The sequence below is a fragment of the Halorussus halobius genome, from assembly GCF_004765805.1.
In the GTDB taxonomy this organism is placed as follows: domain Archaea; phylum Halobacteriota; class Halobacteria; order Halobacteriales; family Haladaptataceae; genus Halorussus; species Halorussus halobius.
Genome location: NZ_SBIU01000003.1, coordinates 25,220 through 49,932 on the forward strand (window position 1 = coordinate 25,220; position 24,713 = coordinate 49,932).

Below are 24,713 nucleotides of genomic sequence, written 5' to 3' on the forward strand. Positions count from 1 at the left end.
CCCAGCCTCGGCGACCGCATGAACGCGGTCGCCTCCCTCGCGCGTTGCGTGCGGCCACGAGGGCCGCACGGCGCGCGCCGACGCCGTTGGAATCACCGAACACGCACGTTAGAATCACCGAACACGCACGTTAGAATCACCGAACACGCACGTTAGAATCACCGAACACGAACGAAACGAGGTCACAGACCGATAGACTCGTAGAACGGACGACCGGCCGAGTCGACCGGTCTCAGTACCCCGTCGCGGTGCCGTCCTTCCGTGGCTCGGTCGCGCCCGAGAGCGTCCCGCCCCGCCGGCGGGTGACCTGCGCGCCGCCGAACATCACCGGCGGGAGCACGCGCACGTCGTGGCCCATCCGGGCGAGTTTCGACGCGGTCGCGCCGTCGACCCGGCCCTCGATTGCGAGCTCGCCCGACTCGCGGTAGCGCCACCTCGGGTGGTCGAGGGCGGCCTGCAGGGGCATGTCGTAGTCCACGACGTTCGAGATGACCTGGACGTGGCCCTGCGGTTGCATGAACCCGCCCATCACGCCGAACGCCGCCCAGTCGTCCTCGCCGAACCGCGCCATCGCGGGAATCAGCGTGTGGAACGGCCGCTTGCCGGGTTCGAGGCTGTTGGGATGCTCGCGGTCGAGCGAGAATGAGGCCCCGCGATTCTGGAGCGCGATGCCCGTCTCGCCCGCGACCAGTCCCGACCCGAAGCCGGCGAACCGGGAGTTGATGTACGACACCACGTTGCCCTCGTCGTCGGCCGCCGTGAGCAACACGGTGTCGGCGTCCTCGGCGTGGGAGTCGGGCACGCCGAACGACACGTCGTGGTCGGGCGTCTCGTCGATGCCTTTCGCGCGCTGGGCGGCCCACTTCTTCGACCCGAGCGCCGGAACGTCCTCGTACTCGGGGTCGGTGACGTAGCGGTGGCCGTCGTGGAACGCGCGCTTGGTCGCCTCCGCGAAGTAGTGGATGCGCTCGGGCGAGTCGAGCGGATAGTCGCCCGCGCCGAGTTCCTCCGCGATGTTCAGCGCCTCTAACGCGATGAGACCCTGATTGTTCGGCGGCAACTCGAAAATCTCCGCGCCGTTGTAGGTGGTCGAGACCGGCTCGACGAACTCCGGTTCGAAGGCCGCCAGGTCGTCGACCGTCATGAATCCGCCGTGGTCCTGTACCTCGGCCGCGATCTGCTCGGCGATTTCGCCCTCGTAGACCACATCAGCGCCGCGCTCGGCTATCGTCCGCAGCGACTCGCCGAGCCGGGGCAACCGCATCGTCTCGCCGACGCCGGGCGCGCGGCCGTCCTTCAGGAACGCCTCGCGGGCGTGGTCGTCGGTAAAGAGGTCCTCCGCGCCCGTCCAGTGGGAGGCGATGATCTCCGAGACGGGATACCCCTCGGTGGCGTACTCGATTGCGGGTCCGAGCGCGTCCGCGAGGGTGAGTTTCCCCAACTCCTGCACGGTCGTCTCCCAGCCCCGCGCCGTGCCGGGCACCGTCACCGCGTGGGGCCCGAGGAACGGCATCCCGGCCTCGCCGTCGGCGTCGGTGGCGTACCCCCGCGAGGCGGGGTAGTACTCGTCGGCGTCCGGGTCCTCGCGAAGCGCCTCGCGGACGTTCGCTATCGTCGCGTCGGCCGGCGCGCCGCCACAGGAGCGCAGCGCGCCCACCTCGCCGTCGGCGGTCCGGTAGCACGCGAACACGTCGCCGCCGAGGCCGGTGCTCGTGGGTTCGACCACGTTGAGCGCGGCGGCGGTCGCGACCGCCGCGTCGAAGGCGTTGCCGCCCTCGCGGAGCATCTGGACGCCCGCCTCGGCGGCGAGCGGTTGGCTGGTGGCGACCAGTCCGTTCGGCGCGTAGACGGTCGAGCGGCGCGAACCGAATCGGTCGGGGTCGGTCATGGCAGGGGGTTGCGCGCCGGGGGTCAAAAGCGACGGGGAAGGGGCAGCGTGGGGACTGGCGGACCGCTCCTCGCGACGGGAGCGCGTCGACTCACGGCAGGAGCAGGTCGCGCACGTCCGGCGTGGCACGTGCGATCTCGCTCCCGAGCAGGTACATCACGTACGCCTCGGCGTTGGGGTACTCGTGGTCGCCCGACGACCCCCACTCGTAGGGCCAGTCGCCGATGACGACCTCCTCGCGCGGCCGGGCGGCGAGTTCGCGCGTCAGCGGGTCGTCGGCGTCGGCGAGCAGCTCCCGAAGCCGCCCGGTCGCCTCGCGCTTCGTGCGGGCCGCCAGCGTCGCGTCGACCGCGTCGTCGGCGAACGCGGCGTCGAGTCGCTCTATCGCCGACTGGAAGGCGCGGCCGTGCTGGAGCGCCTTGGCGTGTTCGAGCGCGGCGCGGGCCAGCAGTCCGCCCCGGAGGCCGTCGGTCGGCGGTCGGGCGTCGTAGGCCTGATACAGCCCGTCGTGGAGCAGTTCGGAGACCGCGCGGCTCTGCGCGCCCTCGTCGTCGCGCTCGGCGTACCTGTCGAGGGCGGCGTCTCGGTCGGGGAACTCCTCGTCGATTCGCGCCGCGAGGTCCCGCCACGTCCGGTCGAGGTGGGCTTCGAGGTCGGCGACCTCGCTCGCGGACGCCTCGTCGACGTTCGACCGGTGGGCCTCGTAGATGGCCCGCGCGTCGCCGAGCCAGCGCCGGCCGTCTATCGCGCCCCGAATCGCCTCGACGGCCTCGCGGTAGTCGTACTCCTCCTTGGCGACCGCCTCGCCCGACACGTACACCTGCCCGTAGGCCTTCATCCGGGCGAAGTAGAGCGCGCGCTCGGTCCGGGCGAGGACGGCCAGCCCCCGGCGCGGGTCGGCGACCCCGTAGCCCATCCGGTCCGCGAAGTCGTTCGCGTCGTCGTGGAGGGCGGTCGAGCGCTCGTTCAACTCCTCGGCGGTGTAGTCGTCGGCGATCGCTCGCGCGGCCCCGAGCGACCACGCCGCGCGGTTCACGCCGAACCGGAGCGTCCGGAGCGCGTCCGTGGTCGGGTCGGCTCCCTCGGCCGCGTCGAGTTGCTCGCGGGCGGTGTCGAGGGTGCTTTCGAGGCCCCGGTCGAACTCCTCGTTCTGGGTCTCGACGTCCGCGTCCTCGACCGCGTCCCACGCCGACTCGGCGCGGTCGATTACGTCCCGGAGGTGCTCGCGCGAGTCGTCGAGGGCGTCGGGCGAGACCGCCAGCGCGGTGTCGACCTCGGGCACGGGCCTGCGCTCGGTCCGGAGGCGGAGAACGGGGTCCGGGAGGAGGGTCGGCGGCAGGAGTCGGTAGCCCGCGAAGCCGGCCGCGCTCCCGCCCGCGAGTCCGCCGAGGACTCGTCTGCGAGTGAGTCTGGAGGGCATGGAGGGCGTCGAGTAGGGCTGTTCGGTGAGCCAGCAAATGTCTTGTGGAGCGCATTCGCCGCTCGGCGGCGTCCCAAAGCCTATATCAGGGGAGTACATGGAGTCGCTTGACACACGATGGCGCTCGGGTCGAACCAGTGGGAGTGCAAGGACTGCGGGCGAAAGCACCGCACCGACCGCAAGCAGTGCGTCGAGTGTGGCTACACCGTGCTCGTGCCCGTCGACCAGGAGCAGCGGCTCGACCGGCTCTCGTCCGCCCTGCTGGCGCTCCTGCCCGCCCTGCTCTCGTTGCTCACGATGGGCGTGCTGGCGTGGGTGCTGTTCGCCTGACCGACCCACTGGATTCGCCCCGACGCCGCGATTCGGGCTCCCGTCCCGTCGCGGTGGCGGCCCCGAGATTTCAAATAGCCGTGGTTTATTTAATAGCTGACGGCGTCGTGGCGGTTGGGAATGGGAATGAAAGCAGTCGTGCTGGCCGCCGGGGAGGGGACCCGATTGCGGCCGCTCACGGAGGACAAGCCCAAGGGCATGGTCGAGGTGGACGGCGAGCCCATCTTGACCCACTGCTTCGAGCAACTGGCGGAACTGGGCGCGGACGAGTTCGTGGTGGTGGTGGGGTATCGCAAGCAGGACATCATCGAGCACTACGGCGACGCGTTCGACGGGATTCCGGTGACGTACGCCCACCAGCGCGAGCAGAAGGGGCTGGCTCACGCCTTACTGACGGTCGAGGAGTACGTCGACGACGATTTCATGCTGATGCTGGGCGACAACGTCTTCGACGCGAATCTGGGCGACGTCGTGAATCGCCACCAGGAGGACCGAGCGGACGCCGCGTTCCTGACCGAAGAGGTCCCCGACGAGGAGGCGGGGCGGTACGGCGTCTGCGACACGAACGACTACGGCGAGATTACGGACGTGGTCGAGAAGCCCGACGACCCGCCGTCGAATCTGGTGATGACCGGCTTCTACACGTTCACGCCCGCTATCTTCCACGCGTGTCACCTGGTCCAGCCGTCGAACCGCGGCGAGTACGAGATCAGCGAGGCGGTCGACCTGCTCATCCGGAGCGGGCGGACCATCGACGCCATCCGGATGGACGGCTGGCGGGTCGACGTCGGCTACCCCGAGGACCGCGAGCGGGCCGAGCGGCTCCTCCGGGGCGAGGACCCCGAGGACGTCGAGTCCGCCGAGGCGGAAGCTGGGGAGTCCGCCGCCGAGACGTCGGCCGACTGAGACCAGGCGACCCGGACCGACCGACGGCGGGGCCCCCGGAGACCTAGGCCCCAGACGTCGAGCGCGACCGTCGGGATACCGACGCCCGACCCTTCTGGAAGTCCGTGACGTGCACGAGACAGCGACCGGGGACGCGCTCGTAACGGGTGACGAGCCCAAGCGCCGAGGCCTCGACGAGGACTGCACCCGGGTCCCAGCGGGAGTCGGGCCGACGACGGCGCTCCGAACCGACCGCCGTGGTTCGACCTCGACGGTTCCGGTGGCGTTACGTTCATGACGGGGCGGGCCGTAGTACGACGTACGGAATGAGGCGCGACTACTTCACGCTGGACGCTCGGAACGTCGATTGGGTCGAGGACGGCGACGACGCGAGGAAGCCGACAGTACACATCGACTTCGAGGGTCCGGCCTCGACCCTCCGCGAGCGCCTCACGGGGACGGGTGACGAACTGCTCGACGCGGGGGAGACCGACGTCGCGTACCGGCTTCAGGGGCCGGTCGACGGCGGGGACACCGCGGGCGTCGTCAGCGTCACCAACCGCATCACCGGCGACTTCGTGCTCGAACTCAACCAGGACGCCGACGACGTGCTCAAGTTCATCACGGCGGCCCGCGAGTACGGCAAGGAGACCGGCGACATGGACGGGCGCTACCACGTCGAGATAACCATCGACGGCGAGGACCTCGTCGAGTACGACAAGGCCACGTTCCTCGTGTACAACGACGAGGGGAACCTGCTCCGCAAGCACAGCCTCATCCCCAGCGGCGTCGAACTCTGAGTCGCGGGCCGACCCACGCGGTCGTCGGGCGCGCGTCAGAGCGACCCGAACGCCAGCAACGCCCCGAGGACGACGGCCGAGAGCACGACGATGAGTGCGATGAGCGTGTCGAACAACCCCTGCGGTTCGGTGATCTTCGGAAGGTCCATATCGGAGGCTATGGCGCTCCCCGGCTTAGTGGTAGGGGATTTCGGTCCGGCGCGACCGCCCACGGACGCCACACCCCGGACGCCACCCTGAGCGTTTATTGGGCAGGCTCCCGTTCGAGTGGACCATGCCCATCTCGCGACGGGGGTCCGGCGTCGGTCCCGCGACCCGCGCGCTCGCGTCGCAGGTCCACCCCGTGTTCATGCTCCCGCCGGTCGCGTGCTCGCTGTTCGGCGGCGTGCTCGCGGGCGCGTTCGCGCCCGGCCCGGGAGCGCTCCACGCGGTCGCCATCTTCGCGGCGGTGTACACCGCCCACGTCAAGGACGGCTACGTCGACTTCCACGTCCGCGACGAGGACGACGACCATCCGCTCACCGCGGTCGGGTGCCGTGGGGCGCTGGTCGGTTCCACGGCGCTGTTCGTCGCGTGCCTGCTCGGCCTCTGGGCGGTCGCCGGGGCGGGGGCGGCCCTCCTGACCCTGCCGACGTGGCTCGTCGCCTACCACCACGCGCCCCAGCTGGACACGAACCCCGTGACCGCGACGACGGGCTACCCGCTGGGGGTCGCGCTCGCCATCCTCGGCGGGTTCTACGCGCAGGCCGGCGGACTCGGAGCCGTCCCCCTCGCGTTCGCGCTCGTCTTCTTGCTCGTGCTGTCGGGCGTGAAGGTCGTCGACGACGCGCAGGACTTCGACTACGACCGCTCGATTCGCAAGCGCACCGTGGCGGTGGCGCTCGGCCCGCGACGCGCCCGGACCGCCGCCTACGCCCTGATGGCGGCCGGACTGGCGGTCGTGGTCGCACTCGCGGCGCTGGCGGTGTTTCCGCCGAGCAGCGTCGCCGCGGTCGCGGGGTTCGGCGTCGTCGCGGTCGTGGCCCGCCGAGCGGACCCAGAACTGGCGACGATGCTGTTGGTCCGGGGGTCGTACGTGTTCCTCGCGCTGTTGCTCGTCGCGGTGTGGTTCCGGCCGCTGGGATGATTCGGAGACGGAGCGACGGGCGATACGTATCCTCGAACGCGCTGGTCGAACTCGAGCCGGGGCCGAACGCCCCGACGACGCGCGGGAAACCGAGGGTTTCCCGGCGACGAGGCGGCGTAATCCGCGTTCGACGCGGGTAACCGCGACGACGAGACTGCACGGGTCGCGTTACCCGAACGTAGCCACGGCGTACGTCTCGGGTAGTCGGCCGTTCGCCCGTGAACGATTGGACCCCTTCTTTCCGAACTCGGTCGTATCCCACTTGAGGTTCGTAGAATGACACGAAAAGCAACGCTCGTAGCGATAGTCGCGATGCTCGCGGTTGGAACGTCCGCAGCGCTGGTGGTCGGTGCCGGCGCGACCGGCGACGCCGCGATGGCACAGGAGACGACAATGGAGGAGACGACGACGGCGATGACCCAGGAGACGACTGCGGCCGAGAGCGCCAGCGTCACCGTCGAGGACCAGTCCTCGAACGGTAGCACGGTGACGGTCGACGAGGTGATGGTTCCCGAGGGCGGGTTCGTGGTAATCCACGCCGCCGAGGGGACGGCGACCGAGACCATGATGGAGGACGAAACCACGATGGAGACGGAGATGGCGACCGAGACCGAGATGGACACCGCGATGGAGACCGACGCGGGCGAGGGGATGGCCCAGGAGTACACCGCGGGCGAGGTCCTCGGTAACTCGACGTACCTCGAGGCCGGGACCCACGAGAACGTGACGGTCGAACTCGACGCGCCGCTCGACGAGAGTCAGGTCGTGATCGCCATGGCCCACCTCGACACCAACGACAACCAGATGTACGAGTTCCCCGAGGCCGACGACCCCTACACCGAGGACGGCGCGGCCGTCGTCGACTGGGCGAACGTGACCGTCGAGGACGCGGGCGAGACCACCGCCGCCGACGAGGAGGACGCCGAAACCACGACCGAAGAAGCGTAGGCGCGAGCGGTCCGCAGTCGGATTCGTTTTTTCGCTCGGAATCGGCGAGTTCGCGGCATCGCCCGACCCACTGCGCTTCGAGTTCGTCGACGCTCAGCGCCCGCCCCGTCAGGTCCGCGATTCCGGTGACGCCGTCCGCCCGCACGGGGATTTCGATGTCGTCGCGGCTGGAGGCCCGGGAATCGTCGGCGATGCCGGCCGGTTTCACCTCAACGTTTAATCCGGTTTCGCTCGCACGTCCGGTATGGCACTCGACGGACGGTGGAGCCACGAACAGTTGATCGCGAACGACGTTCGACTCCACTGCGTGACCGCCGGGGACGAGGCCGACCCGCTCGTTGTCCTGCTCCACGGGTTCCCGGAGTTCTGGTACTCGTGGCGACGCCAGATTCCCGCGCTGGCCGACGCCGGGTTCCGCGTGGTCGCCCCGGACATGCGGGGGTACAACCGGTCGGAAAAACCCCACGGCGTCGACAGCTACGCGGTCGAGCGACTGGTCGGGGACGTGGCGGGGCTGGTCGACCAGTTCGACCGCGAGCGGGCACACGTCGTCGGCCACGACTGGGGCGGCGTCGTGGCGTGGGAGACCGCGATTCGCCGGCCCGAGGTGGTCGACCGACTCGCGGTGCTGAACGCGCCCCACCCGGGACGCTATCGGGCGGTCCTGCGTTCGAGCCCCGAGCAACGTCGGCGGTCGCTGTACGCCCTCGCCTTCCAGCTTCCGTGGCTCCCGGAGGCCACGCTGGGGGCGTTGGGCGGGCGGGGACTCACGGCGATGCTCCGGAGCGCCTCCAAGCCCGACACGTTCGACGGGACCGACCTGCGGCGCTACCGCCGGGCGGCGAGTCGGCCGGGCGCGCTCACCGCCGCGCTGAACTACTACCGGGCGCTGTTCCGCGCGGGCGTCCGCGAGGAGGTCCGTGCGCTCGTCGCCGACGAACGCCCGAAGCGGACGGTCCGCGTCCCGACCCTCCTGCTCTGGGGCGAGGACGACGTCGCGCTCGGCCCGGAGTTGACCGAGGGGCTGGAGCGGTGGGTGCCCGACCTCCGAATCGAACGCTTCCCCGACGCGACCCACTGGCTCCAGAACGACCGCGCCGACGCGGTGACCGAGTCGCTGGTCGCGTTCTTCGAGGAGTAGCGACTCGCGGCCGAACGGGTCGAGTCAGTCCTCGGGCAGCCGGACTATCTCCTCGGGGTTCTGGAAGGCGTACAGCACGACGTCGCCGGCCAGCCGCTGGTCCCGGAGCATCTGGGCGGCCCGCGACCGGTCGACGTCGGCGATTATCTCGACCGCCGTCAGCAGGTCCGCTTGCCGGATGCCGAGCCGGTCGCGCTCGACCTCGACGCCCTCGGGAGCGCGCACGCTCTCGAGCATCACCTCGACGTACGCCGCGAGGTCGGTGGTGTCGGCGAGCTGCTGGTGCCACGACGGCGGGTAGACGCTGAGGTCGCCGTCGACCTCGTAAAGTCGCTCGCCGGGCTGCCACGTCTCGGCGTCGGTCAACCGGTCGTCGAGCGACGTCTCGAACCGGTCGCGGTCGTAGTCGAGTTCCTCGGCGTAGGCTTCGACGAGGTCGCGGGGCACGCCGGGGCCCTCGACGGGGTGGTGGCGTTCGAGGTATCGAACGAGGTCCTTCGCGGTGAAGTACTCGTCGTGGCGGGCGAGCCGGTCCACGAGGTCCGGGTCGACGGATGGCATGGCATCGACGCACGACGGCGAGGGGCAAAAGCACTCGCCTAAGGATTCCGAGAGGCGGGCCGGTCGACCGCTCGCGCCGCCGAACGTCGCGGGGATTTCCCCAGCGGACAGGCTTTTGACGCCGCGCCACGCGGTTTCGACCGGATGTTACTCGTCCTCGAAAACGAGGTGGACCCCGACGCGCGCTACTTCGTCCCCGAAATCGTCCGGTACCTCTCGGAGTACGAGGTGTACACCTACGCCGACGAGGGGGGCCAACCCTCGCTGGCGGGCGTGGACGGCGTCGTGATGAGCGGCAGCACTGCGGGCGTGTACGACCGCGACGACTACCCGTGGATGGCCGAGCAAGCCGACCTCGTCCGAGAATTGGTCGAGCGCGAGGTTCCGACGCTCGGAATCTGTTTCGGCCACCAGATGGTCAACCACGCGCTCGGCGGCCGAGTCGAACACCGTGGCCCGACCCACCGGCTCGTCCGCGCGGACCTCGCCGACGACCCGGTGTTCGAGGGTGTCGGCGACGTGATTCCGATGGTCCACGGCGACCACGTGGTCGAGCGCGGCGAGGGGATGGCGCGAATCGGGTCGGCCGACTACTACCCGAACCTCGCCACGCGACACTGCGACGCGCCGGTCTGGACCGTCCAGTACCACCCGGAGTTCACCGACCGACTCCTCGACCGGATTCGGGCGGACTTCGGCTGGACGGAGACCGACCTGTCGTTCTCGGACGTGAGCGTCGAGGAGACGCTCCGGAACTTCGAGCGACTGGCGGGCGAGTGACTACGACGCCGTGCTCACGATCTTTATCACGTCGCCCTCCTCCAGTTCGTAGCTCTCTCCCACCTCGCGGTCGGTCTTCCCGTCGACCGCGTGGAGGTAGCCGTCGCCGATGTCGGAGTGGACCGCGTACGCGAGGTCCGGCGGCGTCGACCCGCGCGGGAGGAGGAAGGCGTCGGGCAGGACGGTCCCGGTCGCGTCGGTCCACCGGGTCTCGTTCTGGACCGGGTAGGCCGTAATCCGGTCGAGCAGGCCGTACACCGCCTCGTTGAGCGCGGTCTGGACGCCGGTACCGTCGTACTCGCCCATCACCTCGCGTATCGTTTCGAGGCCCGCCGCCTGCTCGTCGCTCAGGTCGCCGACCACCTCGAAGTCCGGGTCGCCGGGGTCGTACTCGATTGCGCCGGCCTCGGCGGCCTGCCGGAGCGCGAGTTCCCCTTCGGCGGTCGCGGGAATCACGGGCTTGCCGGTCTCGCGCAGGCGGTCGAGGTTCTCCGGGGGCGCGACGTCGGCCTTGTTGGCGACGAGGACGATGGGCTTGGTCCGCGCCCGGACGTCGCGGGCCAGCGCCTCGCGGTGGTCGTCGGTCCACTGGATGGGGTCCTCGGGATAGTCGAGGTCGCGCAGGCTGACGGCCACGTCGGCCTCGCTCGCGCCGAACCCGGTGAGCATCTCGGCCAGCGCCTCGTCGACGTCGAAGTCGGGCGAGCGCGACTGGCGCTCGACGGTCTCCCAGTTGCGCTCGACGATGCCCGCGAGCCACTGGTCCATCTCCTCCTCGACGAAGTCGACCTCCTCGACCGGGTCGTACGTGCCGACCTCGACGGGTTCGCCCTCCTCGTTCGTGCCGCCCGACGCGTCGACCACGTTCACGATGACGTCGGCGTTGGTCAACTCGTCGAGGAACTGGTTGCCCAGCCCCCGGCCCTCGTGTGCGCCCGGCACGAGTCCGGCCACGTCGAGCAACTCGACGGGGACGTAGCGCTTGCCGTCCTCGCAGTTGTCGGCGTCACACCGCTCGTCGCGGTCGAGACACGGGCAGTCGGTTCGGACGTGGCTCACGCCCCGGTTGGCGTCGATGGTCGTGAACGGGTAGTTGGCCACGTCCACGTCGGCCATCGTCGCCGCCTTGTAGAAGGTGGACTTGCCCGCGTTGGGCTTGCCAGCCAGCGCGACGGTAATCATGCCCCAGGGTACTGGCGTTCGGGGCAACTGCCTTTCGGTTCGGCGGACGCGGCGTCCACATCGCCCGAGGCTGCACTCCAATCGAAGCCCGTTTATCCGCCTCGCGTCTATCCCCGACCATGATTCCGCCGGGAGCCGACACCGTCCTCGTCAGACACGCCGACGTGGGCGTCAAGAGCGGGAAGGTCCAGACCGAGATGGAGCGTCGGCTCCGGGACAACGTCGCGGCCCTGCTCGACGACCGCGGCGTCGACGCCGAAGTCGAGCGCCGGTGGTCGCGGCTCCTCGTCCACGCCGACGAGTCGTCCGTCGACGCCGCGACCGACGCGGCGGCCGACGCCTTCGGCGTCCAGTCGGCCAGCGCGGCGCTGGTCGTCCCGCCCGAGGAGGACGCCATCGTCGACGCGCTGGCCAGGACAGCACGCGAGTACGCCGCGACCGACGCCGCGGGCGACACCTTCGCGGTGGACGCCAGGCGCGCCGGCGAACCAGAGGCTCACCCGTTCACGAGCAAGGATCTCGAGAACGAGGGGGGCGCGGCGGTGTTCGCGGAACTCGACGACCCCGAGGTCGACCTCGACGACCCCGACGCCACGTTCTTCGTGGAGTGTCGCGAGGACGAGGCGTTCGTCTTCACCGAGCAGCGGGCCGGTCCCGGCGGCCTCCCGCTGGGCTCACAGGGCAAGGTGGTCGCGCTGGTCAGCGGCGGCATCGACTCGCCGGTCGCGGCGTGGGAGATGATGAAGCGCGGCGCGCCGCTCGTCCCCGTCTACCTCGAACTCGGCGACTACGGCGGCCCGGACCACGAGGCCCGCGCGATGGAGACGGTCCGGCGACTCGCCGACTACGCGCCCAACTTCGAGATGGCCGTCCGACGGGTGCCGGCCGGCGACGTGATGGCGCTACTCGACGAGGAGGTCGGCCCGGCCCGCATGCTGGTGTATCGGCGGTTCATGTACCGCGTCGCCGAACACGTCGCCCGCGAGACCAACGCCGCAGGAATCGTGACGGGCGAGGCCGTCGGCCAGAAGTCCTCCCAGACGACGCGGAACCTCGCGGCCACCAGCGTCGCCACCGACCTGCCGATTCACCGACCCCTCCTCTCGATGGACAAGCCCGAGATAACCGAGCGCGCCCGTCGTATCGGCACGTTCCGCGACTCCACGATTCCGGCCGGGTGCAACCGCATCGCGCCCGACTTCCCGGAGACCAACGCCACGCCCGGGATAGTCGACGAGGCCCAACCAGAGGGGCTGTACGACCGAGCGCGCGAAGCCGCCGCGAACGCGACGCTGGTCGAACTCTGAGTCCGGCCGACGCCGGCATCGACCCCTCCCCGGGCGGAATCCGCCGACTAGCCGGCCGAGACCCCGACCGGGAGCGAAATCGCTTTACGACGCCCTCTCCACCCGCGAACTGTGACTCGGGTCTGTCTCGTCGGTTCGGAGGACGTCCGCCTCCGTGGCGAACTCCTCTCGCGAGAGACCGCCCGCGAGGCGCTCGCGACCTACGACCTCCGGGAGCCGTACCGCAACACCGTGGGCGTCGAGACCATCAGCCTCGGCGCGGCGGTCGCGCTGTGCAACGACCTCGACTGGTATCTCGTGCGATTCGCCGAGGACGCGCTCGTGCTCGAACCCAGCGTGAGCGAGACCGACTGGCTCTCGCGGGACCTCGCGGAGGCGGTTCGGGACGGCCAAATCGAGCCCGAGGCCACCGACGAGTACCTCAAGGTGTACGGGCTGACCGACGACGACGAACTGGTCGAGCCGATGTACCTCGCGCGCCGCGACGGCGAGCTTCCCGACTACGACCTGCGCGAGGTGTCCGACACGGTGGTCGTCCGCGTCACCGAGTCGGAGTTCGCCGGCTGATTCCCGAGCGAAGCGTCAACACTCCGCGTCGGCGACGTGTCTCGCGAGGTCGTTGACCCGCTCGCGGAGGGTCGAGACCGACTCGTCGGACGACTGGAAGCAGACCCACTCGCGGTACGACCCCGGGTCGTGGCGCTCGCGACGGCGTTTCCTCCGAGCGCCGGCCACGGGCGCGTCGTCGAGCGCCGGGTCGGCCAAGCCTGCGTCGACCGCCACCAGGCCGCGATACGCGCACTCGCCCGCCACGCTGGCGCGCTGTATCTCGCAGCTTCGGCCTCTGTACGTCCATCGCTTCGCAGTCTGCCAGTGTATCATCGTGGTCGCTCTGGCTACGTCGAATAGAGAACTCGCTTCAACCTTTCGGTGGCTCGGACTCGGAGCGTCGGCCAAAAATCGGCCTCCACTCAGTCGAACATCCCGGTCGAGAGGTAGCGCTCGCCGCTGTCGGGGAACACCGTCACGACCAGCGGGCAGTCGTCGTAGCCGTCGAGCGCGCCGCCGTCGGACGCGAGCATCTCCTCGAACTCGTCGGGGGCCTCCGGGCAGTCGAGGTGGGGCTGGGCGATGCGCTCGGCGACCCGGCGGGCCGCGACCGACGCCGCGCCCGACGACTGGCCGACGAGGACGCCCTCCTCGCGAGCGAGTCGTCGGGCCTCGCGCTCGGCGTCGTCCAGCGCGACCGTCTCGACCGAATCGAGCAGGTCGACGTCCAGCACGTCGCTGACGAACCCCGGGCCCATCCCCTGATAGTCGTCGTCGCCGGACTCGCCCGTGGACAGCACCGAATTGCGCTCGGGTTCGACCGCCACGACCTCCATCTCGGGGAACGCCTCGCGGAGTCGGGTCGCGGTGCCCGTGATGGTGCCGCCGGTGCCCACGCCCGCCACGAAGGCGTCGATTTCGCGGCCCTCGACCTGTTCGAGTATCTCCTCGGCCGTGGTCCGGTAGTGGGCCTCGGCGTTCGCCGGGTTCTCGAACTGGCCCATCTCGACCGCGCCGTCGGACGCCGCGATTTCGGCGGCGCGCTCGCGGGCGTCGTCCATGTCGCCGTCGACGAGTTCGAGGTCCGCGCCGTACGCCCGGAGGAGCTGGCGGCGCTCGGGCGACTTCGAGGCGGGCATTACGATAGTGAGGTCGTAGCCCCGCGCCGCCGCGACCACTGCGAGGCCGATGCCGGTGTTCCCGCTGGTCGGTTCGACCAGGCGGTCGCCCGGCGAGATTTCGCCGGCGCGCTCGGCCGCCGCCACCATCTCGCGGGCCGGACGGTCCTTCGCCGAGCCGCCGGGATTGAACCCCTCCAGCTTTGCCGCGACGGTCGCGCCCTCGGGCGAGGCGGTCCTGACGAGCGGCGACCCCACCGCATCGAGAACGGAGTCTTTCATTGGTGCAGGGTAGGTATTGGGCGTATAAACGAGTGACGCCCCGCGACACATCGTGCCGGTACTCCGCGAGCGGGGTGCCGGATGGAGTGCGATTTCGACGCGGTCGTGGCGCTTGCGGGAACTGCGGCGCGGCCATGGTACTGGCGGAGTGGTTGCGGTGCTGTCGGGGTGGTTGCGGAGCGGTCGCGGTGTGGTTGCGGTGCTGTCGGGGTGCGGTGTAGTTGCGGTGCTGGCGGGGTGGTTGCGGGGCGGTCGCGGTGCTGTTTCTCATAGGTCCCGGCAGTAGCTAGCTTCGTCGCTGCCGTCAACGAGGACGTAGAGGCGGCACCGTCGACGAGGACGTAGAGACCGCCACAGCAACGAGGACGTAGAGACCGCCATGGGAACGACCGCTACTATCGCTTGAGCCACTGAGAGCCGCGACTGTACCGGTGACCGCGACCGCCACTGTGCTTGAGCCTGTGAGACCCGCACCGCACACAGCATCCGCGTCCGCGACCGCACACAGCATCCACATCCGCGACCGCACCGCCTCCGCGACTCGACGGAACCTGCCACCACCCCTGCGATTAAGCCCGTCGAGCGACAATCCGCGCCCATGGAGACGACGGAACCGACCCCGACGTGGGACGCCGAGGCGCACAGCGAGGTCGTCGACGCCATCGAGGCCGCGGTCGGCGAGGTCACCTATCGAGTCTGGGGAGCCGACTGGTGTGGCGACTGCCGGGCCGTCCTGCCCGACTTCTTCGCTGCGCTCGACGCGGCGGGCGTCCCGGACGAGGAAGTCGCGGTCCACGAGGTCGACCGGGACAAGCAGGGCGAGGGGGTCGACGCCTACGACGTGACGCTCATCCCGACCATCGTGGTCGAGCGCGACGGCGAGGACGGGACGACCGAGATCGCCCGGTTCGAGGAGAGCGAGGGCCGCCCGGCGGCCCAGTACGTCGCCGACCGGCTGCTCGACGCCGACGTGCTGGCCTGACGCGGCGACACCGACCTACTCCTCGCCGGCGTCGAGCCACTCGGTCGACCACCGCAACGTTCCGTCCACGTCGACGGCGATGGGGGAGTCGCCGATGACCTCCCGGAGCTCCGAGCCCGTGTTCGTGAACGTCGCGAGTTTGCCGGGGATGAGGTAGAAGTCCGCGCCGTCCTCCTTCGGGAAGTACGGTTCGTTGACGCCGCCGATGCTGACCTGGGGCGTGGTCTGGGTGGTGACGGTGACGTCGAGCGCTTCGTCCGCGGCCGGCGGGTCGTCCGCGTCGTCGCCGACGCGACACCACAACGGGTTGCTGTCGACGCACTGGGCGACGGTGACGCCGGGGTCGCCGACCACGACGTAGTGTCGGCCGATGGCCGTGAACTCCTCGACGATTTCGAGCGCGCCGCCGACGGTGAACCCGTAGTCGAGCAGGCGCGCGAACGTCTCGCCGACCTCGACAGCGCCGTGGTTGTCCACGTCGGCCCAGCTCACGATGGCGGCCCGAGCGCCCGCCTCGACCAGCGCGACGCCCTGGTCGTGGGACCGACACGCGTTGAGCAACACCGTGGTCGCGCCGGTCCGGTCGACCGTCTCGGCGTCGACGACGCCGTCCGGGCACTGGAGCCCGCGCCCGTCGACGTGGCCCACGAAGTGGAACACGTCGTGGTCGTCGGCCAGCAGCCCCCGGAGGTCGTCGGTCGACACCCCGAACCGACAGTCCACGTCGAACGGAGCGACGTCGCTGGTCTCGCCGGTGCCGTACGCCTCCGAGACGGCGTTCCACTCCTCGCGCATCCCCTCGTCGTTGCACACCACGGTCACGTCGACGACGCCGTCGGTCGGGTCGGACTCGTCGCGGTCGAACGCCGTCCGGAGCAGCTTCGCGCCGTGGACGGGCGTCCCCTCGCCGACCCACGCTCGCTCGACGGCGTCGGACTCCGGAAGCGGCACGTACTCGTCGGGGTCCGGGACGCCGGCGTCGCGGCGCTCGGCGGCGGGCAAGCCTCGCTTGAACGAGTTCACCGCGGCCCGGTCGGGGTCCGGGTCGGCCGCGGTCACCCCCGACGAGTCGCCCGCGGGCGAGGCCACCCGGACGAGCGAGAAATCGTTGACCACGTACGGCAGGAGCTCGACCGTCTCGGCGTCGGGCCGGACGTGAGTGACTCGGTGCCACGTCGGCGTCGCCTCCCGGACCGGCTCGTCGGGCACCGAGCAGTAGGCCGCCAGCTGGTCGCCCAGCGGCGCACCGTACAGGGCCGCGAAGTCGAGGTCGACGGCCGGGTCGGCTTCGAGCAGTCGTCGTTCGTGGAGGTCCATCGGGTGAAAGCCCTCGGTTCGGACCACGCAGTCGAGGACGAACGCGCGCTTCAGGAACCGAATCGCCTCGTCCTCGAACCCCCGCTCGGTGTCGAACCGGTAGGTGAACCCGCCGTCCACGGTCAGTCGGGGCGTCCCGTCGGCGACGAGGTCGGCTCCGAAGTAGTACGCCAGCGGCGCGGCGGCGAACACGTACTCGTAGTCGGGCGGAAGGTGGAGCGTGACGCCCGAATCGGGCGCGTCGAGTCCGTCGGGAATCGAGAGCTCGTCGCCGAGTTCGACGCGGGGCGGATGCCCGCGCAGGCTCGGCCACGACCGCTCGCAGGAGGTGGTCTTGAGCGCGGAGCCGAACGTCGAGACCGCTCTCATCGCCGCGCGCGGGTCGTCGGGGACCGTGACGGTCGCGGCCGGCGACGCGTGGTGGGACCGCGCGCCGAGTTCGAGCCGGGACGGGCCGGCGAACTCGAAGGCGATGTGATCGGTGGTCGCGTCGACGGTGAGCGCCGACTCCACGCGGAGGTAGAGCTTCATCGGCGCGTTGACTTCGAGCAGGTAGTCGTCGGCCTCCAGCTCGTGGCGACCCTCGTAGCCCACGTCGAGGATATGCGAGCCGTCGGCCGCGTCCCGGACCGCGGCGGTGACCGTGTAGGGAAACGCCAGTTCGCTGGCGACGAACTCGTGTGCGACCGACACCGGAAACGCGAACGAGCCGGTGTCGCCGCGGGTCGGCGTCACGTCCTCGTCGGTGTAGAGCAGAAATCGACGGCCCTCGATCGGGTCGAGTATCTCCACGCCGGCCCGGTCGTCGAGCGGTTCAACGCGTGGCTGCATTGTGGAATCGCTCCCGGGGGTTCGAACGCCGTTCGGTGGGCCGTCGACTCATATCGGCAGCCAGTCGGTTGCGAGGCCGCGGCTCGGAACGTGCCAGCGCTCCTCTGCGTGGTGGCCGCGTCCGGCCGAGTCGACCGGCCGGAGTTCTATCACCGCGTCGAACCGTTCGACGAGCGACTGGACGCGCTCGGTCTCGAACGGTTCCATCAGGACGTAGTGACCCATGGCGTCGTAGTCGCTCACGTAGCCGGTGACGACCTGGAGACAGCGCTCGACGACTCCCCGGTCGTAGTGTTCGAGCAGCGCGCCCAGCGAGTCGACGCCGACCCGGAGCTGTGCCGGGGCGAGGCCGCCCGCCCGCCGGTCGAACGTCGCCATCGCCTCCGCGAGTTCGGCCTGCAGTCCGCCGAGCTGCGGGTCTATCACCCGCCGCTCGGACAGTTCGCCCACCGACTCACGGCCGGAGCCACCGCCCGCCTCCACCACCGACCGGGGCGGGGACGCGTGGTTGATTATCTCGGTCGTCTCGGCGGGCGGTTCCGACGCCCCGTCGGCGGTCGGAAGTCGCTCGACGACGCTCCGAGCGCTGGCGTCGGTGACCGCCAACAGCCGGTAGCGGCGCTCGTCGGTCCCGCCGAGGAGGCTCGCGCTCGCCTCGGTGAACAGCCGTCGCGGGGCGTCGCCGACGACGAGCAGGTTACAGCCGTCGGCCTTCAGCTCCCGTAGCACGTCCCGGAATTCGCCCCCGTCGTCCCGTTCGCCCGAACGCCCGTCGGTCATTGGCGAGACCGTAGCGGATGTAGTGTTAATAAACTTTCGCCGGCTGGCGGCGGGAAATATGCGTGGACGCGGACGCCAGCGCGTTCGTGTGGGATTAAATGCCTAGTATCGATTCGAACCCAATTAGGGAAACGCTTAACGGTGAATCCGCCCCACATCGTGATAGAATGTCACAAAGTAACACGCGCGATTCGAGTACCGCGACCTACGAGTGTCACGAGTGCCGAAACCGCGTCGAGGCCGCCGGGTTCCCGGGGCCCTGCCCCGAGTGCGAGGGGCCGATGCGGAACATCGCGGTCCCGCGAGAGTAGTCACGTCCCGTCGTCGGCCCAGTCGAGCGCTGCCGCGAGGTCGCTCCGCGGAGGCGAACACGCGAACTTCTCGCAGACGTACGCGGTCGGCGCGTCGCCCTCGGCGTCTCTGTCCGCCCAGATCGGCGGCGCGCCGTCGAGTCCGAGCCGGTCCAACCACGCGGTCAGGTCGTCGTCGCCGGGGGGTCGACGCGACAGCAGCCGCGCGGGCAGGTAGCGGTCGGCCAGTTCCTCGCGCCACGACTCGGGGAGGTCGTCGGCCACGGCGGTCACCTCCAGCGAGCCGTGCGCATAGCGGTCGGCCGCCAGCGCGAGCGAGGCGTGCTGGAGCGGGTTCGACCGAATCGCTCGCCCCCGCGTTTCGAGCACGCGCTCGGCGATTTCCTCGAACCGGTCGTCTGGGGTGAACGCCGACACCGCGAGCAGGAGGTCGGTCGCCACGCCGAGACTGGCGGGCGTCGACTGGTCGCGGGGTTCCTGCGGGCGCGCGACCAGTTCCTCGCCGCGGTCGGGCGTGAAGTAGACGGTGCCGGCGTCGGCGTCCCAGAACTCGGCCGCGATGGCCGCCGCGAGGTCGAGCGCGAACCCGAGGTGGTCGGGGTCGCCGGTCGCCTCGTAGCAGTTCAACGCGCCGCGCGCGAGGAAGGCGTAGTCCTCGAGGTAGCCCTCGATGGCGACGTTCCCGTCCTTGTACCGGCGGCGCAGCCGGCCTTCCTCGGCGTTCCAGAGGTGCTCGCGGACGAAGTCGAGCGCGTCTTCCGCGAGGCCGGCCCACCGGTCGCCGTCGTCCAGCACCAGCGCGCCCTCCGCGAGCGCCGAGACGAGCAGGCCGTTCCAGCCCGCCAGCACCTTCTCGTCGCGCCGGGGCCGGGCCCGCCGCTCGCGCGCGTCGAAGACCCGCTTGCGGGCCTCGCCCAGCGTCTCCCCGACCTCGCGGTCGCTCATGTCGTACGCGTCGGCGAGCGCCGGAACCGACTCGCTGACCGTCAGCACCGTCTTCCCCTCGAAATTACCCGACGCGGTGACGCCGTAGCGGTCGCAGAACAGCTCCGTGGCGGTGTCGGCGTCGACTCCGCCGGCGGTCCAGTCGCCGTCCGCGACCGCCTCCCGTACCTGCTCGGGCGTCCAGACGTAGAAGGTGCCCTCCTCGCCCTCGCTCTGGGCGTCGAGCGTGCTGTAGAACCCGCCGTCCGGATGGGTCAGCTCGCGCTCGACGAACTCGAACGTCCGACGGGCGGCCTCGGCGAATCGGTCGTCGCCGGTGACCTGATAGCCCGCGAGCATCGCGCGGGGAATCTCGGCGTTGTCGTACAGCATCTTCTCGAAGTGAGGCACGACCCACTCGCGGTCGACGGTGTAGCGGTGGAAGCCGCCGCCGACGTGGTCGAACAGCCCGCCATCGGCCATCGCGGAGAGGGCCTCGGTCGCGACCTCGCGGTACTCGGCGGCGGTCTCGTCGTCGCTCGCGCGGTCGGCGGCGCGCAAGAGCAGGTGGATTCGGCCGGGCTGGGGGAACTTCTGGCCGGTTCCCCACCCACCGTACTCGCGGTCGGCACCCCGGACGGCGGCGTCGGCGGCGCTCGCCAGCAGGTCCTCGCCGGGCGTCTCGCCGGGGTCGGGCACGCTTTCGAGTTCGTCCTCGATGGCGTCGGTCCACTGGTCGGCGCGGCGCTCCATCTCCCGGCGGTCCTCCTCGTCGGCCCACGACGCCGCGATGTCCGCCAACAGGTCGGGGAACGCGGGCTGGCCGCGCTTGGGTTCGTCGGGGAAGTAGGTGCCGACGTAGAACGGTCGACCGTCGGGCGTGAGCCAGACCGACAGGGGCCAGCCGCCCCGCCCGGAGACGGCCTGACAGATGGTCTGGTAGACGCTGTCGAGGTCCGGGCGCTCCTCGCGGTCGACCTTGACGGGGACGAAGTTCTCGTTGAGCAGTTCGGCGACCTCCTCGTCCTCGAAGCTCTCCTCTTCCATGACGTGACACCAGTGGCAGGCCGAGTAGCCCACCGACAGGAAGATGGGCACGTCGCGCTCGGCGGCGGCGTCGAGCGCCGCGTCGTCCCACGGCTGCCAGTGCACGGGGTTGTCGGCGTGCTGGCGGAGGTACGGGCTCTCCTCCTCGTCGAGCCGGTTTCGGGCGGTGGGGTCGCCTTCGGTAGAATCGGTGTCGGTCGCGTCGGCGTCGGTCATGCCCCACACGAGGGGTTCCAGCGGGGTAAAGTCGGGGCTTTCGGCGAGCAGGGACGGGGGATAGTCGGCGCGTGCTCCGTCGTCCTCTCCGTCTTGGTGCGCACTCTATCGAACCCTCCGCTCGGCGTGCGCTCGGTCGGTCTCTCCGTCTCGGCGCGCGCTGGCGCGACCTCGTGTCGCGCCAACTCGTGCGAGGGAGGCGAGCGCGTTCAGGCGCTCGCCGAGGCTGGGGAGGGATGAGGCTCCCGCTGTGCGGTCGCGGTGAGGGCGGTTGCCGTCGCGGTGCGGGGCGGTCACTCATTTGTCGAGGCAGTAGCTAGCTTCTCCAACTGCCCTCGTGAGGAAGTTGACGGCAACAGGAAGCTAGCTACTGCTTGAGCCACTGAGTGACCGCAACCGCACCACACTCGCGAGTCTCACGCCGCCCCAGCCTCTTCCTCCTTCGCTCCCTTCGGTCGCGTCAGTCGTCCCTCGCGCACGTTGCTCGCTCGCGCCGGATTCAAAATTAGCAGTTCGGCTCGAAGCTGGCGTCGACCTCGAAGCAGGCGTCACGGTCCTCGTCGATGCGTCCGTCCCTGATTCGTCGTTGGGGGTAGCGTCGAGGAGTCGAGCGCGAGTAGCGCACCTAATGCGTATGTTTGCATACTTCCCGAGTTCCCAAAAGCAACCTTTACACTCCCATGCCCACATCCTCCGGGTATGACCGAGACAGTCCTGCTGGTCGGCGGCGGCGGACGCGAACACGCCATCGCCCGAGCCCTGAGCGACAGCGACGCGGCCCTCTACGCCTGCGCGGGCAACCGCAACCCCGGCATCGCGGCGCTGGCCGAGGGGTTCGAGGCGGTCGAGACCACCGACCCCGAGGCGGTCGTCGCCTACGCCGAGGACGTGGGCGCGACCCTCGCGGTCGTCGGCCCGGAGGGGCCGCTCGCGGCCGGGGTCGCCGACGCGCTCGACGACGCCGGCGTCTACGCCTTCGGCCCGCGCGAGGCCGAGGCCCGCATCGAGACCGACAAGGCCTACCAGCGCCGGTTCATGCGCGAGAACGAGATTCCGGGCTGTCCCGAGTTCGAGACGTTCGACGAGACGGCGGCGGCCTGCGAGTTCATCGACGAGTACGACGGCGACCTCGCGGTGAAACCGGCCGGGCTCACCGGCGGCAAAGGCGTCCGGGTCATCGGCGACCAGGTGACCGCCGAGCAAGCCAAGGCGTACCTCCGGGACGCCGACTACGACCGCGTGGTGCTCGAAGAGCGCCTCGTCGGCGAGGAGTTCACCGTGCAGGCGCTCGTGGCGAACGGCGACCTGCGGACGACCCCGGCCGTGCAGGACCACAAGCGCGCCTACGAGGGCGACGAAGGGCCCAACACCGGCGGGATGGGCAGTTACAGCGACGCCACCGACGAACTGCCGTTCATGACCGAGGCCGACTACCGCGAGGCGGTCGAGATTCTGGAGGCGACCGTCGACGCGCTCGACGGCTACAAGGGCGTCCTCTACGGCCAGTTCATGCTCACGGCCGACGGCGTTCGGGTCGTCGAGTTCAACGCCCGCTTCGGCGACCCCGAGGCGATGAACACCCTGCCGGTGCTCGACACCGACTTCCTCGACGTGCTGGTGGCGGCCCGCGAGGGCGAGGCCCTGCCCGACCTGTCGTTCGCGTCACGGGCGACGGTCTGCAAGTACGCCGTCCCCGAAGGCTATCCGACCGACCCGCAAGCGGGCGCGACGGTCGAAATCGATGCGGACAGCGCCGGCGACGCCCTGCTCTTCTACGCCAGCGTCGACGAGCGCGAGGACGGCATCTACACCACCACCTCGCGGGCGTTCGCGGTCGTCGGCGTCGCCGACACCATCACCGAGGCCGAGGGGATAGCCGAGGACGCGCTCGCGTTCGCGGGCGAGGAGGGACTCGACGTGCGCCACGACATCGGCAAACCCGATCTCGTCCAGCGGCGAATCGACCACGTGGCCGAGCTACGCGGGGAGTAAGTCGGGCCTGACGCCGTCACAGTCGCATCTTTCGACCCCGAACGCGACGCATAACAAACCCCGTTCTGGTCGTCGGCACACGCATGCCCGACTCCGACGCCGCCGAGTTGCCGACCGACCGTGCGTTCGACCTGCTCGGGGACGCCACCCGCCGACGGACCGTGGCGGCGCTCCGAGCGGCCGACGGGGCCGTGGCGCTCGACGACCTCGTCGACGACGTCGTCGAGCGGGTGTCCGACGGGACGCCCGGGGACGTTCCCTCGGACCGCCGCGAGCGGGTCGCCGCGTCGTTACACCACTGTCACTTGCCCAAGCTCGACGACGCCGACGTGGTGGCGTACGACCCGACGGAGAACCGAGTGGCCGTGACGCCGGACGCCGACGAGCTCGCCCCGTTCCTCGACGCCATCGAGACCGGCGTCGAGCGCGTCCGACGCGAGTAGCGACCCCCGCGAGACTCGGCCCGAGTCAGGTGACAGACCACGGGACCAGCTGATTCGCGTAGTAGATGGCGGGGTATGTCGCGGGAAACATCAGCATGAAACTGTTGATGCCTACGACCGCGCCGTTCGCGAAGTGGAACGCGAACGCCGCGACGAACACCGCGAGGAGCGCGGACGGGTCCAGAAAGAGGACCACCGGGAACAGCACCTCGAACCCGATGACGCTCCACGAGAACAGTCGCTTCGTCGACGGGTACGCCGCGACGAAGCGATAGAGTCGGTCGTCGCCCCACGTCTTGGTCGAGACCACCATCTCGATGGCGTCGCCGTTTCGCCACTGTCGGCCCGCCACTTTCGCCACCCCGGCGAGGAAGTAGCCCAGAATCCCCTGGACCGCGATGAACAGGACCGCCGCGAGCTGTTCGGTGCTCCCGTCCGGAAACACCGTCGCGATCAGCAGCCCGAAGTTGGTGACCACCGACATGTCGAACGCGCCGCTCAGCCCGATGGAGTGGCGAACCTTGACGAGAACGTCGTTCAGGAGCGCGAGGAGTACGACCGCCGGCAAGGCGACGTCGGGAACCGACCCCGTCAAATCGAAGGCCCCGAGCGCGACCAGCGCGCTCCCGACGAGGATGCGGCCCACCAGAACTATCGGGAACGCACCGAACAGGGGTCTCAGCGCTCTCGACCAGCGCGTGGCGTTCAGATCGAGGCTCCGAACCTCCCAACTGAACAGGCCGCCGTCGTCGTACTGCCGGCGGAGAGACAGCAGTTCGACGCCGGTGTAGATGGCGTGGACGCCGGTTCCGAGCGCGACGAGTGCGATGACGGTAGGGACCAGGCTCATAGTTCGTGGAAGTTCGAGACGAACTGCGGGGTCGCTTCCTCCTCGCGGAGGCTACTCTGCATCAGCATGAACTGGGTCCTTCTCGCGTCGTCGTCGTGGTCGGCCCCCGAGACGACGTTGAGTAACAACAGGTACTGGGTGCTCAGGAGGTGGTCGTCGGACTCGATGGGCTGTAGGCCCTCCGAGCCCGACGACTCGTCGACTTCGGCGAGTTCGGAGCCCTCGAGGTGCCGTTTCAGCGCCTGGTTGAGGTCGAACAGGCCCTTCGCCTTGTACAGCGACGGGTTCCACACCCACTTGAGTCGCTGGCGCGTCTGCGTGACGTCGGTAACCTCGGTCCACTGGGTCACGGTCCCGTCGGCCAGTTCGTCCCGGTACAGCAGATGGGTGTCCCACTGGCCGGGATGGGGCGCGAAGAAGTTCCAGTTGGGCGCGAGGAGCTTCAGGTGCAACCGCTGCAACCAGTCGGTGACGGTCGACCGTTCGGTCAGCGACTCGACGGTGGCACCGATCGTCGCCAGCGCGAGGAGAGACAGCACCGCGGGAACGAGAACGGCTGTTACGGTCGTCATTCGACATCAGATACCCGAGAACAGGACTTAAAATTTATCAGTTTCAAGAAAAATGTAATTGGGCAGTTACGATTCGGTCGACGGACGGACGCGGTCGAACCCGGAGGCCGTACCGTGACCGACCGGGAAGA

Annotated in this window: 24 protein-coding genes; 13 read left to right on the forward strand and 11 right to left on the reverse strand. The window is 69.8% G+C overall.

Annotation, left to right across the window (positions count from 1 at the left end):
- Positions 1 to 232: 232 nt before the first annotated feature.
- Positions 233 to 1,888 (reverse strand): gamma-glutamyltransferase, encoded by a 1,656-nt coding sequence (gene ggt, locus EPL03_RS06850; protein ID WP_135828617.1) that lies wholly within the window; start codon positions 1,886 to 1,888, stop codon positions 233 to 235.
- 91 nt (positions 1,889 to 1,979) lie between these two features.
- Positions 1,980 to 3,308, reverse strand: coding sequence for a hypothetical protein (locus EPL03_RS06855; protein WP_135828618.1), 1,329 nt, complete (start codon positions 3,306 to 3,308; stop codon positions 1,980 to 1,982).
- Between the two features lie 117 nt (positions 3,309 to 3,425).
- On the opposite strand from EPL03_RS06855, the gene EPL03_RS06860 reads away from it, so the two are divergent.
- The 6 genes from EPL03_RS06860 to EPL03_RS06885 all read left to right on the forward strand — a co-directional run bounded on the left by EPL03_RS06860 (position 3,426) and on the right by EPL03_RS06885 (position 8,538).
- Complete coding sequence (locus EPL03_RS06860; RefSeq protein WP_135828619.1) at positions 3,426 to 3,638, forward strand: hypothetical protein; 213 nt, start codon at positions 3,426 to 3,428, stop codon at positions 3,636 to 3,638.
- A gap of 126 nt (positions 3,639 to 3,764) precedes the next feature.
- Positions 3,765 to 4,544, forward strand: coding sequence for a UTP--glucose-1-phosphate uridylyltransferase AglF (aglF, locus tag EPL03_RS06865; protein WP_135829519.1), 780 nt, complete (start codon positions 3,765 to 3,767; stop codon positions 4,542 to 4,544).
- A gap of 305 nt (positions 4,545 to 4,849) precedes the next feature.
- Positions 4,850 to 5,323 carry a DUF5793 family protein gene (locus tag EPL03_RS06870; RefSeq protein ID WP_135828620.1) on the forward strand — a complete coding sequence of 158 codons (474 nt, stop codon included), beginning with the start codon at positions 4,850 to 4,852 and terminating at the stop codon, positions 5,321 to 5,323.
- Between the two features lie 274 nt (positions 5,324 to 5,597).
- Positions 5,598 to 6,449, forward strand: a complete 852-nt coding sequence (locus tag EPL03_RS06875; protein WP_135828621.1) for a UbiA family prenyltransferase — start codon at positions 5,598 to 5,600, stop codon at positions 6,447 to 6,449.
- Positions 6,450 to 6,725: 276 nt separating this feature from the next.
- Entirely contained in the window at positions 6,726 to 7,397 is a 672-nt protein-coding gene (locus EPL03_RS06880; protein ID WP_135828622.1) for a DUF7282 domain-containing protein, read from the forward strand.
- Between the two features lie 244 nt (positions 7,398 to 7,641).
- A complete protein-coding gene (locus tag EPL03_RS06885) occupies positions 7,642 to 8,538 on the forward strand; it encodes an alpha/beta fold hydrolase (protein WP_135828623.1) in 897 nt (298 codons plus the stop codon).
- A gap of 24 nt (positions 8,539 to 8,562) precedes the next feature.
- On the opposite strand, the gene EPL03_RS06890 is transcribed toward EPL03_RS06885, so the two are convergent.
- Positions 8,563 to 9,099 carry a hypothetical protein gene (locus tag EPL03_RS06890; protein WP_135828624.1) on the reverse strand — a complete coding sequence of 179 codons (537 nt, stop codon included), beginning with the start codon at positions 9,097 to 9,099 and terminating at the stop codon, positions 8,563 to 8,565.
- A 144-nt stretch (positions 9,100 to 9,243) separates the two neighbouring features.
- Here EPL03_RS06890 and EPL03_RS06895 point away from each other — a divergent pair, with 144 nt between their 5' ends.
- Complete coding sequence (locus tag EPL03_RS06895) at positions 9,244 to 9,879, forward strand: type 1 glutamine amidotransferase (protein ID WP_135828625.1); 636 nt, start codon at positions 9,244 to 9,246, stop codon at positions 9,877 to 9,879.
- Here the strand turns inward: EPL03_RS06895 and EPL03_RS06900 are convergent, their stop codons facing one another.
- The gene (locus EPL03_RS06900) at positions 9,880 to 11,061 is read right to left on the reverse strand and encodes a redox-regulated ATPase YchF (RefSeq protein WP_135828626.1); all 1,182 of its coding nucleotides are present in this window, start codon (positions 11,059 to 11,061) and stop codon (positions 9,880 to 9,882) included.
- 119 nt (positions 11,062 to 11,180) lie between these two features.
- Between EPL03_RS06900 and EPL03_RS06905 the strand changes: the two genes are divergently transcribed.
- Both EPL03_RS06905 and EPL03_RS06910 read left to right on the forward strand, forming a co-directional pair.
- Positions 11,181 to 12,368 (forward strand): tRNA sulfurtransferase, encoded by a 1,188-nt coding sequence (locus EPL03_RS06905; protein WP_135828627.1) that lies wholly within the window; start codon positions 11,181 to 11,183, stop codon positions 12,366 to 12,368.
- Between the two features lie 111 nt (positions 12,369 to 12,479).
- A complete protein-coding gene (locus EPL03_RS06910) occupies positions 12,480 to 12,935 on the forward strand; it encodes a DUF5804 family protein (protein WP_135828628.1) in 456 nt (151 codons plus the stop codon).
- A gap of 15 nt (positions 12,936 to 12,950) precedes the next feature.
- On the opposite strand, the gene EPL03_RS06915 is transcribed toward EPL03_RS06910, so the two are convergent.
- Positions 12,951 to 13,250 (reverse strand): hypothetical protein, encoded by a 300-nt coding sequence (locus EPL03_RS06915; protein ID WP_135828629.1) that lies wholly within the window; start codon positions 13,248 to 13,250, stop codon positions 12,951 to 12,953.
- An 89-nt stretch (positions 13,251 to 13,339) separates the two neighbouring features.
- Entirely contained in the window at positions 13,340 to 14,317 is a 978-nt protein-coding gene (locus tag EPL03_RS06920) for a PLP-dependent cysteine synthase family protein (protein ID WP_135828630.1), read from the reverse strand.
- A 598-nt stretch (positions 14,318 to 14,915) separates the two neighbouring features.
- Here EPL03_RS06920 and EPL03_RS06925 point away from each other — a divergent pair.
- Entirely contained in the window at positions 14,916 to 15,299 is a 384-nt protein-coding gene (locus EPL03_RS06925; RefSeq protein WP_135828631.1) for a thioredoxin family protein, read from the forward strand.
- A 15-nt stretch (positions 15,300 to 15,314) separates the two neighbouring features.
- Here the strand turns inward: EPL03_RS06925 and EPL03_RS06930 are convergent, their stop codons facing one another.
- Positions 15,315 to 17,447 (reverse strand): CHAT domain-containing protein, encoded by a 2,133-nt coding sequence (locus EPL03_RS06930; RefSeq protein ID WP_135828632.1) that lies wholly within the window; start codon positions 17,445 to 17,447, stop codon positions 15,315 to 15,317.
- Positions 17,448 to 17,495: 48 nt separating this feature from the next.
- On the reverse strand, positions 17,496 to 18,227 hold the full coding sequence (locus EPL03_RS06935; protein WP_135828633.1) for a DUF7504 family protein: 732 nt from the start codon (positions 18,225 to 18,227) through the stop codon (positions 17,496 to 17,498).
- A 167-nt stretch (positions 18,228 to 18,394) separates the two neighbouring features.
- Between EPL03_RS06935 and EPL03_RS06940 the strand changes: the two genes are divergently transcribed.
- Positions 18,395 to 18,538, forward strand: coding sequence for a rubrerythrin-like domain-containing protein (locus EPL03_RS06940; RefSeq protein ID WP_135828634.1), 144 nt, complete (start codon positions 18,395 to 18,397; stop codon positions 18,536 to 18,538).
- On the opposite strand, the gene EPL03_RS06945 is transcribed toward EPL03_RS06940, so the two are convergent.
- Positions 18,539 to 20,725 (reverse strand): thioredoxin domain-containing protein, encoded by a 2,187-nt coding sequence (locus EPL03_RS06945; RefSeq protein WP_135828635.1) that lies wholly within the window; start codon positions 20,723 to 20,725, stop codon positions 18,539 to 18,541.
- A 699-nt stretch (positions 20,726 to 21,424) separates the two neighbouring features.
- On the opposite strand from EPL03_RS06945, the gene purD reads away from it, so the two are divergent.
- Both purD and EPL03_RS06955 read left to right on the forward strand, forming a co-directional pair.
- Entirely contained in the window at positions 21,425 to 22,717 is a 1,293-nt protein-coding gene (gene purD, locus EPL03_RS06950; protein ID WP_135828636.1) for a phosphoribosylamine--glycine ligase, read from the forward strand.
- Between the two features lie 83 nt (positions 22,718 to 22,800).
- Positions 22,801 to 23,160, forward strand: a complete 360-nt coding sequence (locus tag EPL03_RS06955) for a DUF7344 domain-containing protein (protein ID WP_135828637.1) — start codon at positions 22,801 to 22,803, stop codon at positions 23,158 to 23,160.
- Positions 23,161 to 23,185: 25 nt separating this feature from the next.
- Here EPL03_RS06955 and EPL03_RS06960 read toward each other — a convergent pair whose 3' ends face one another.
- Both EPL03_RS06960 and EPL03_RS06965 read right to left on the reverse strand, forming a co-directional pair.
- Complete coding sequence (locus EPL03_RS06960) at positions 23,186 to 24,010, reverse strand: HTTM domain-containing protein (protein WP_135828638.1); 825 nt, start codon at positions 24,008 to 24,010, stop codon at positions 23,186 to 23,188.
- Complete coding sequence (locus EPL03_RS06965) at positions 24,007 to 24,582, reverse strand: hypothetical protein (protein ID WP_135828639.1); 576 nt, start codon at positions 24,580 to 24,582, stop codon at positions 24,007 to 24,009. The genes EPL03_RS06960 and EPL03_RS06965 overlap by 4 nt, the downstream gene beginning before the upstream one ends.
- Positions 24,583 to 24,713 lie beyond the last annotated feature (131 nt).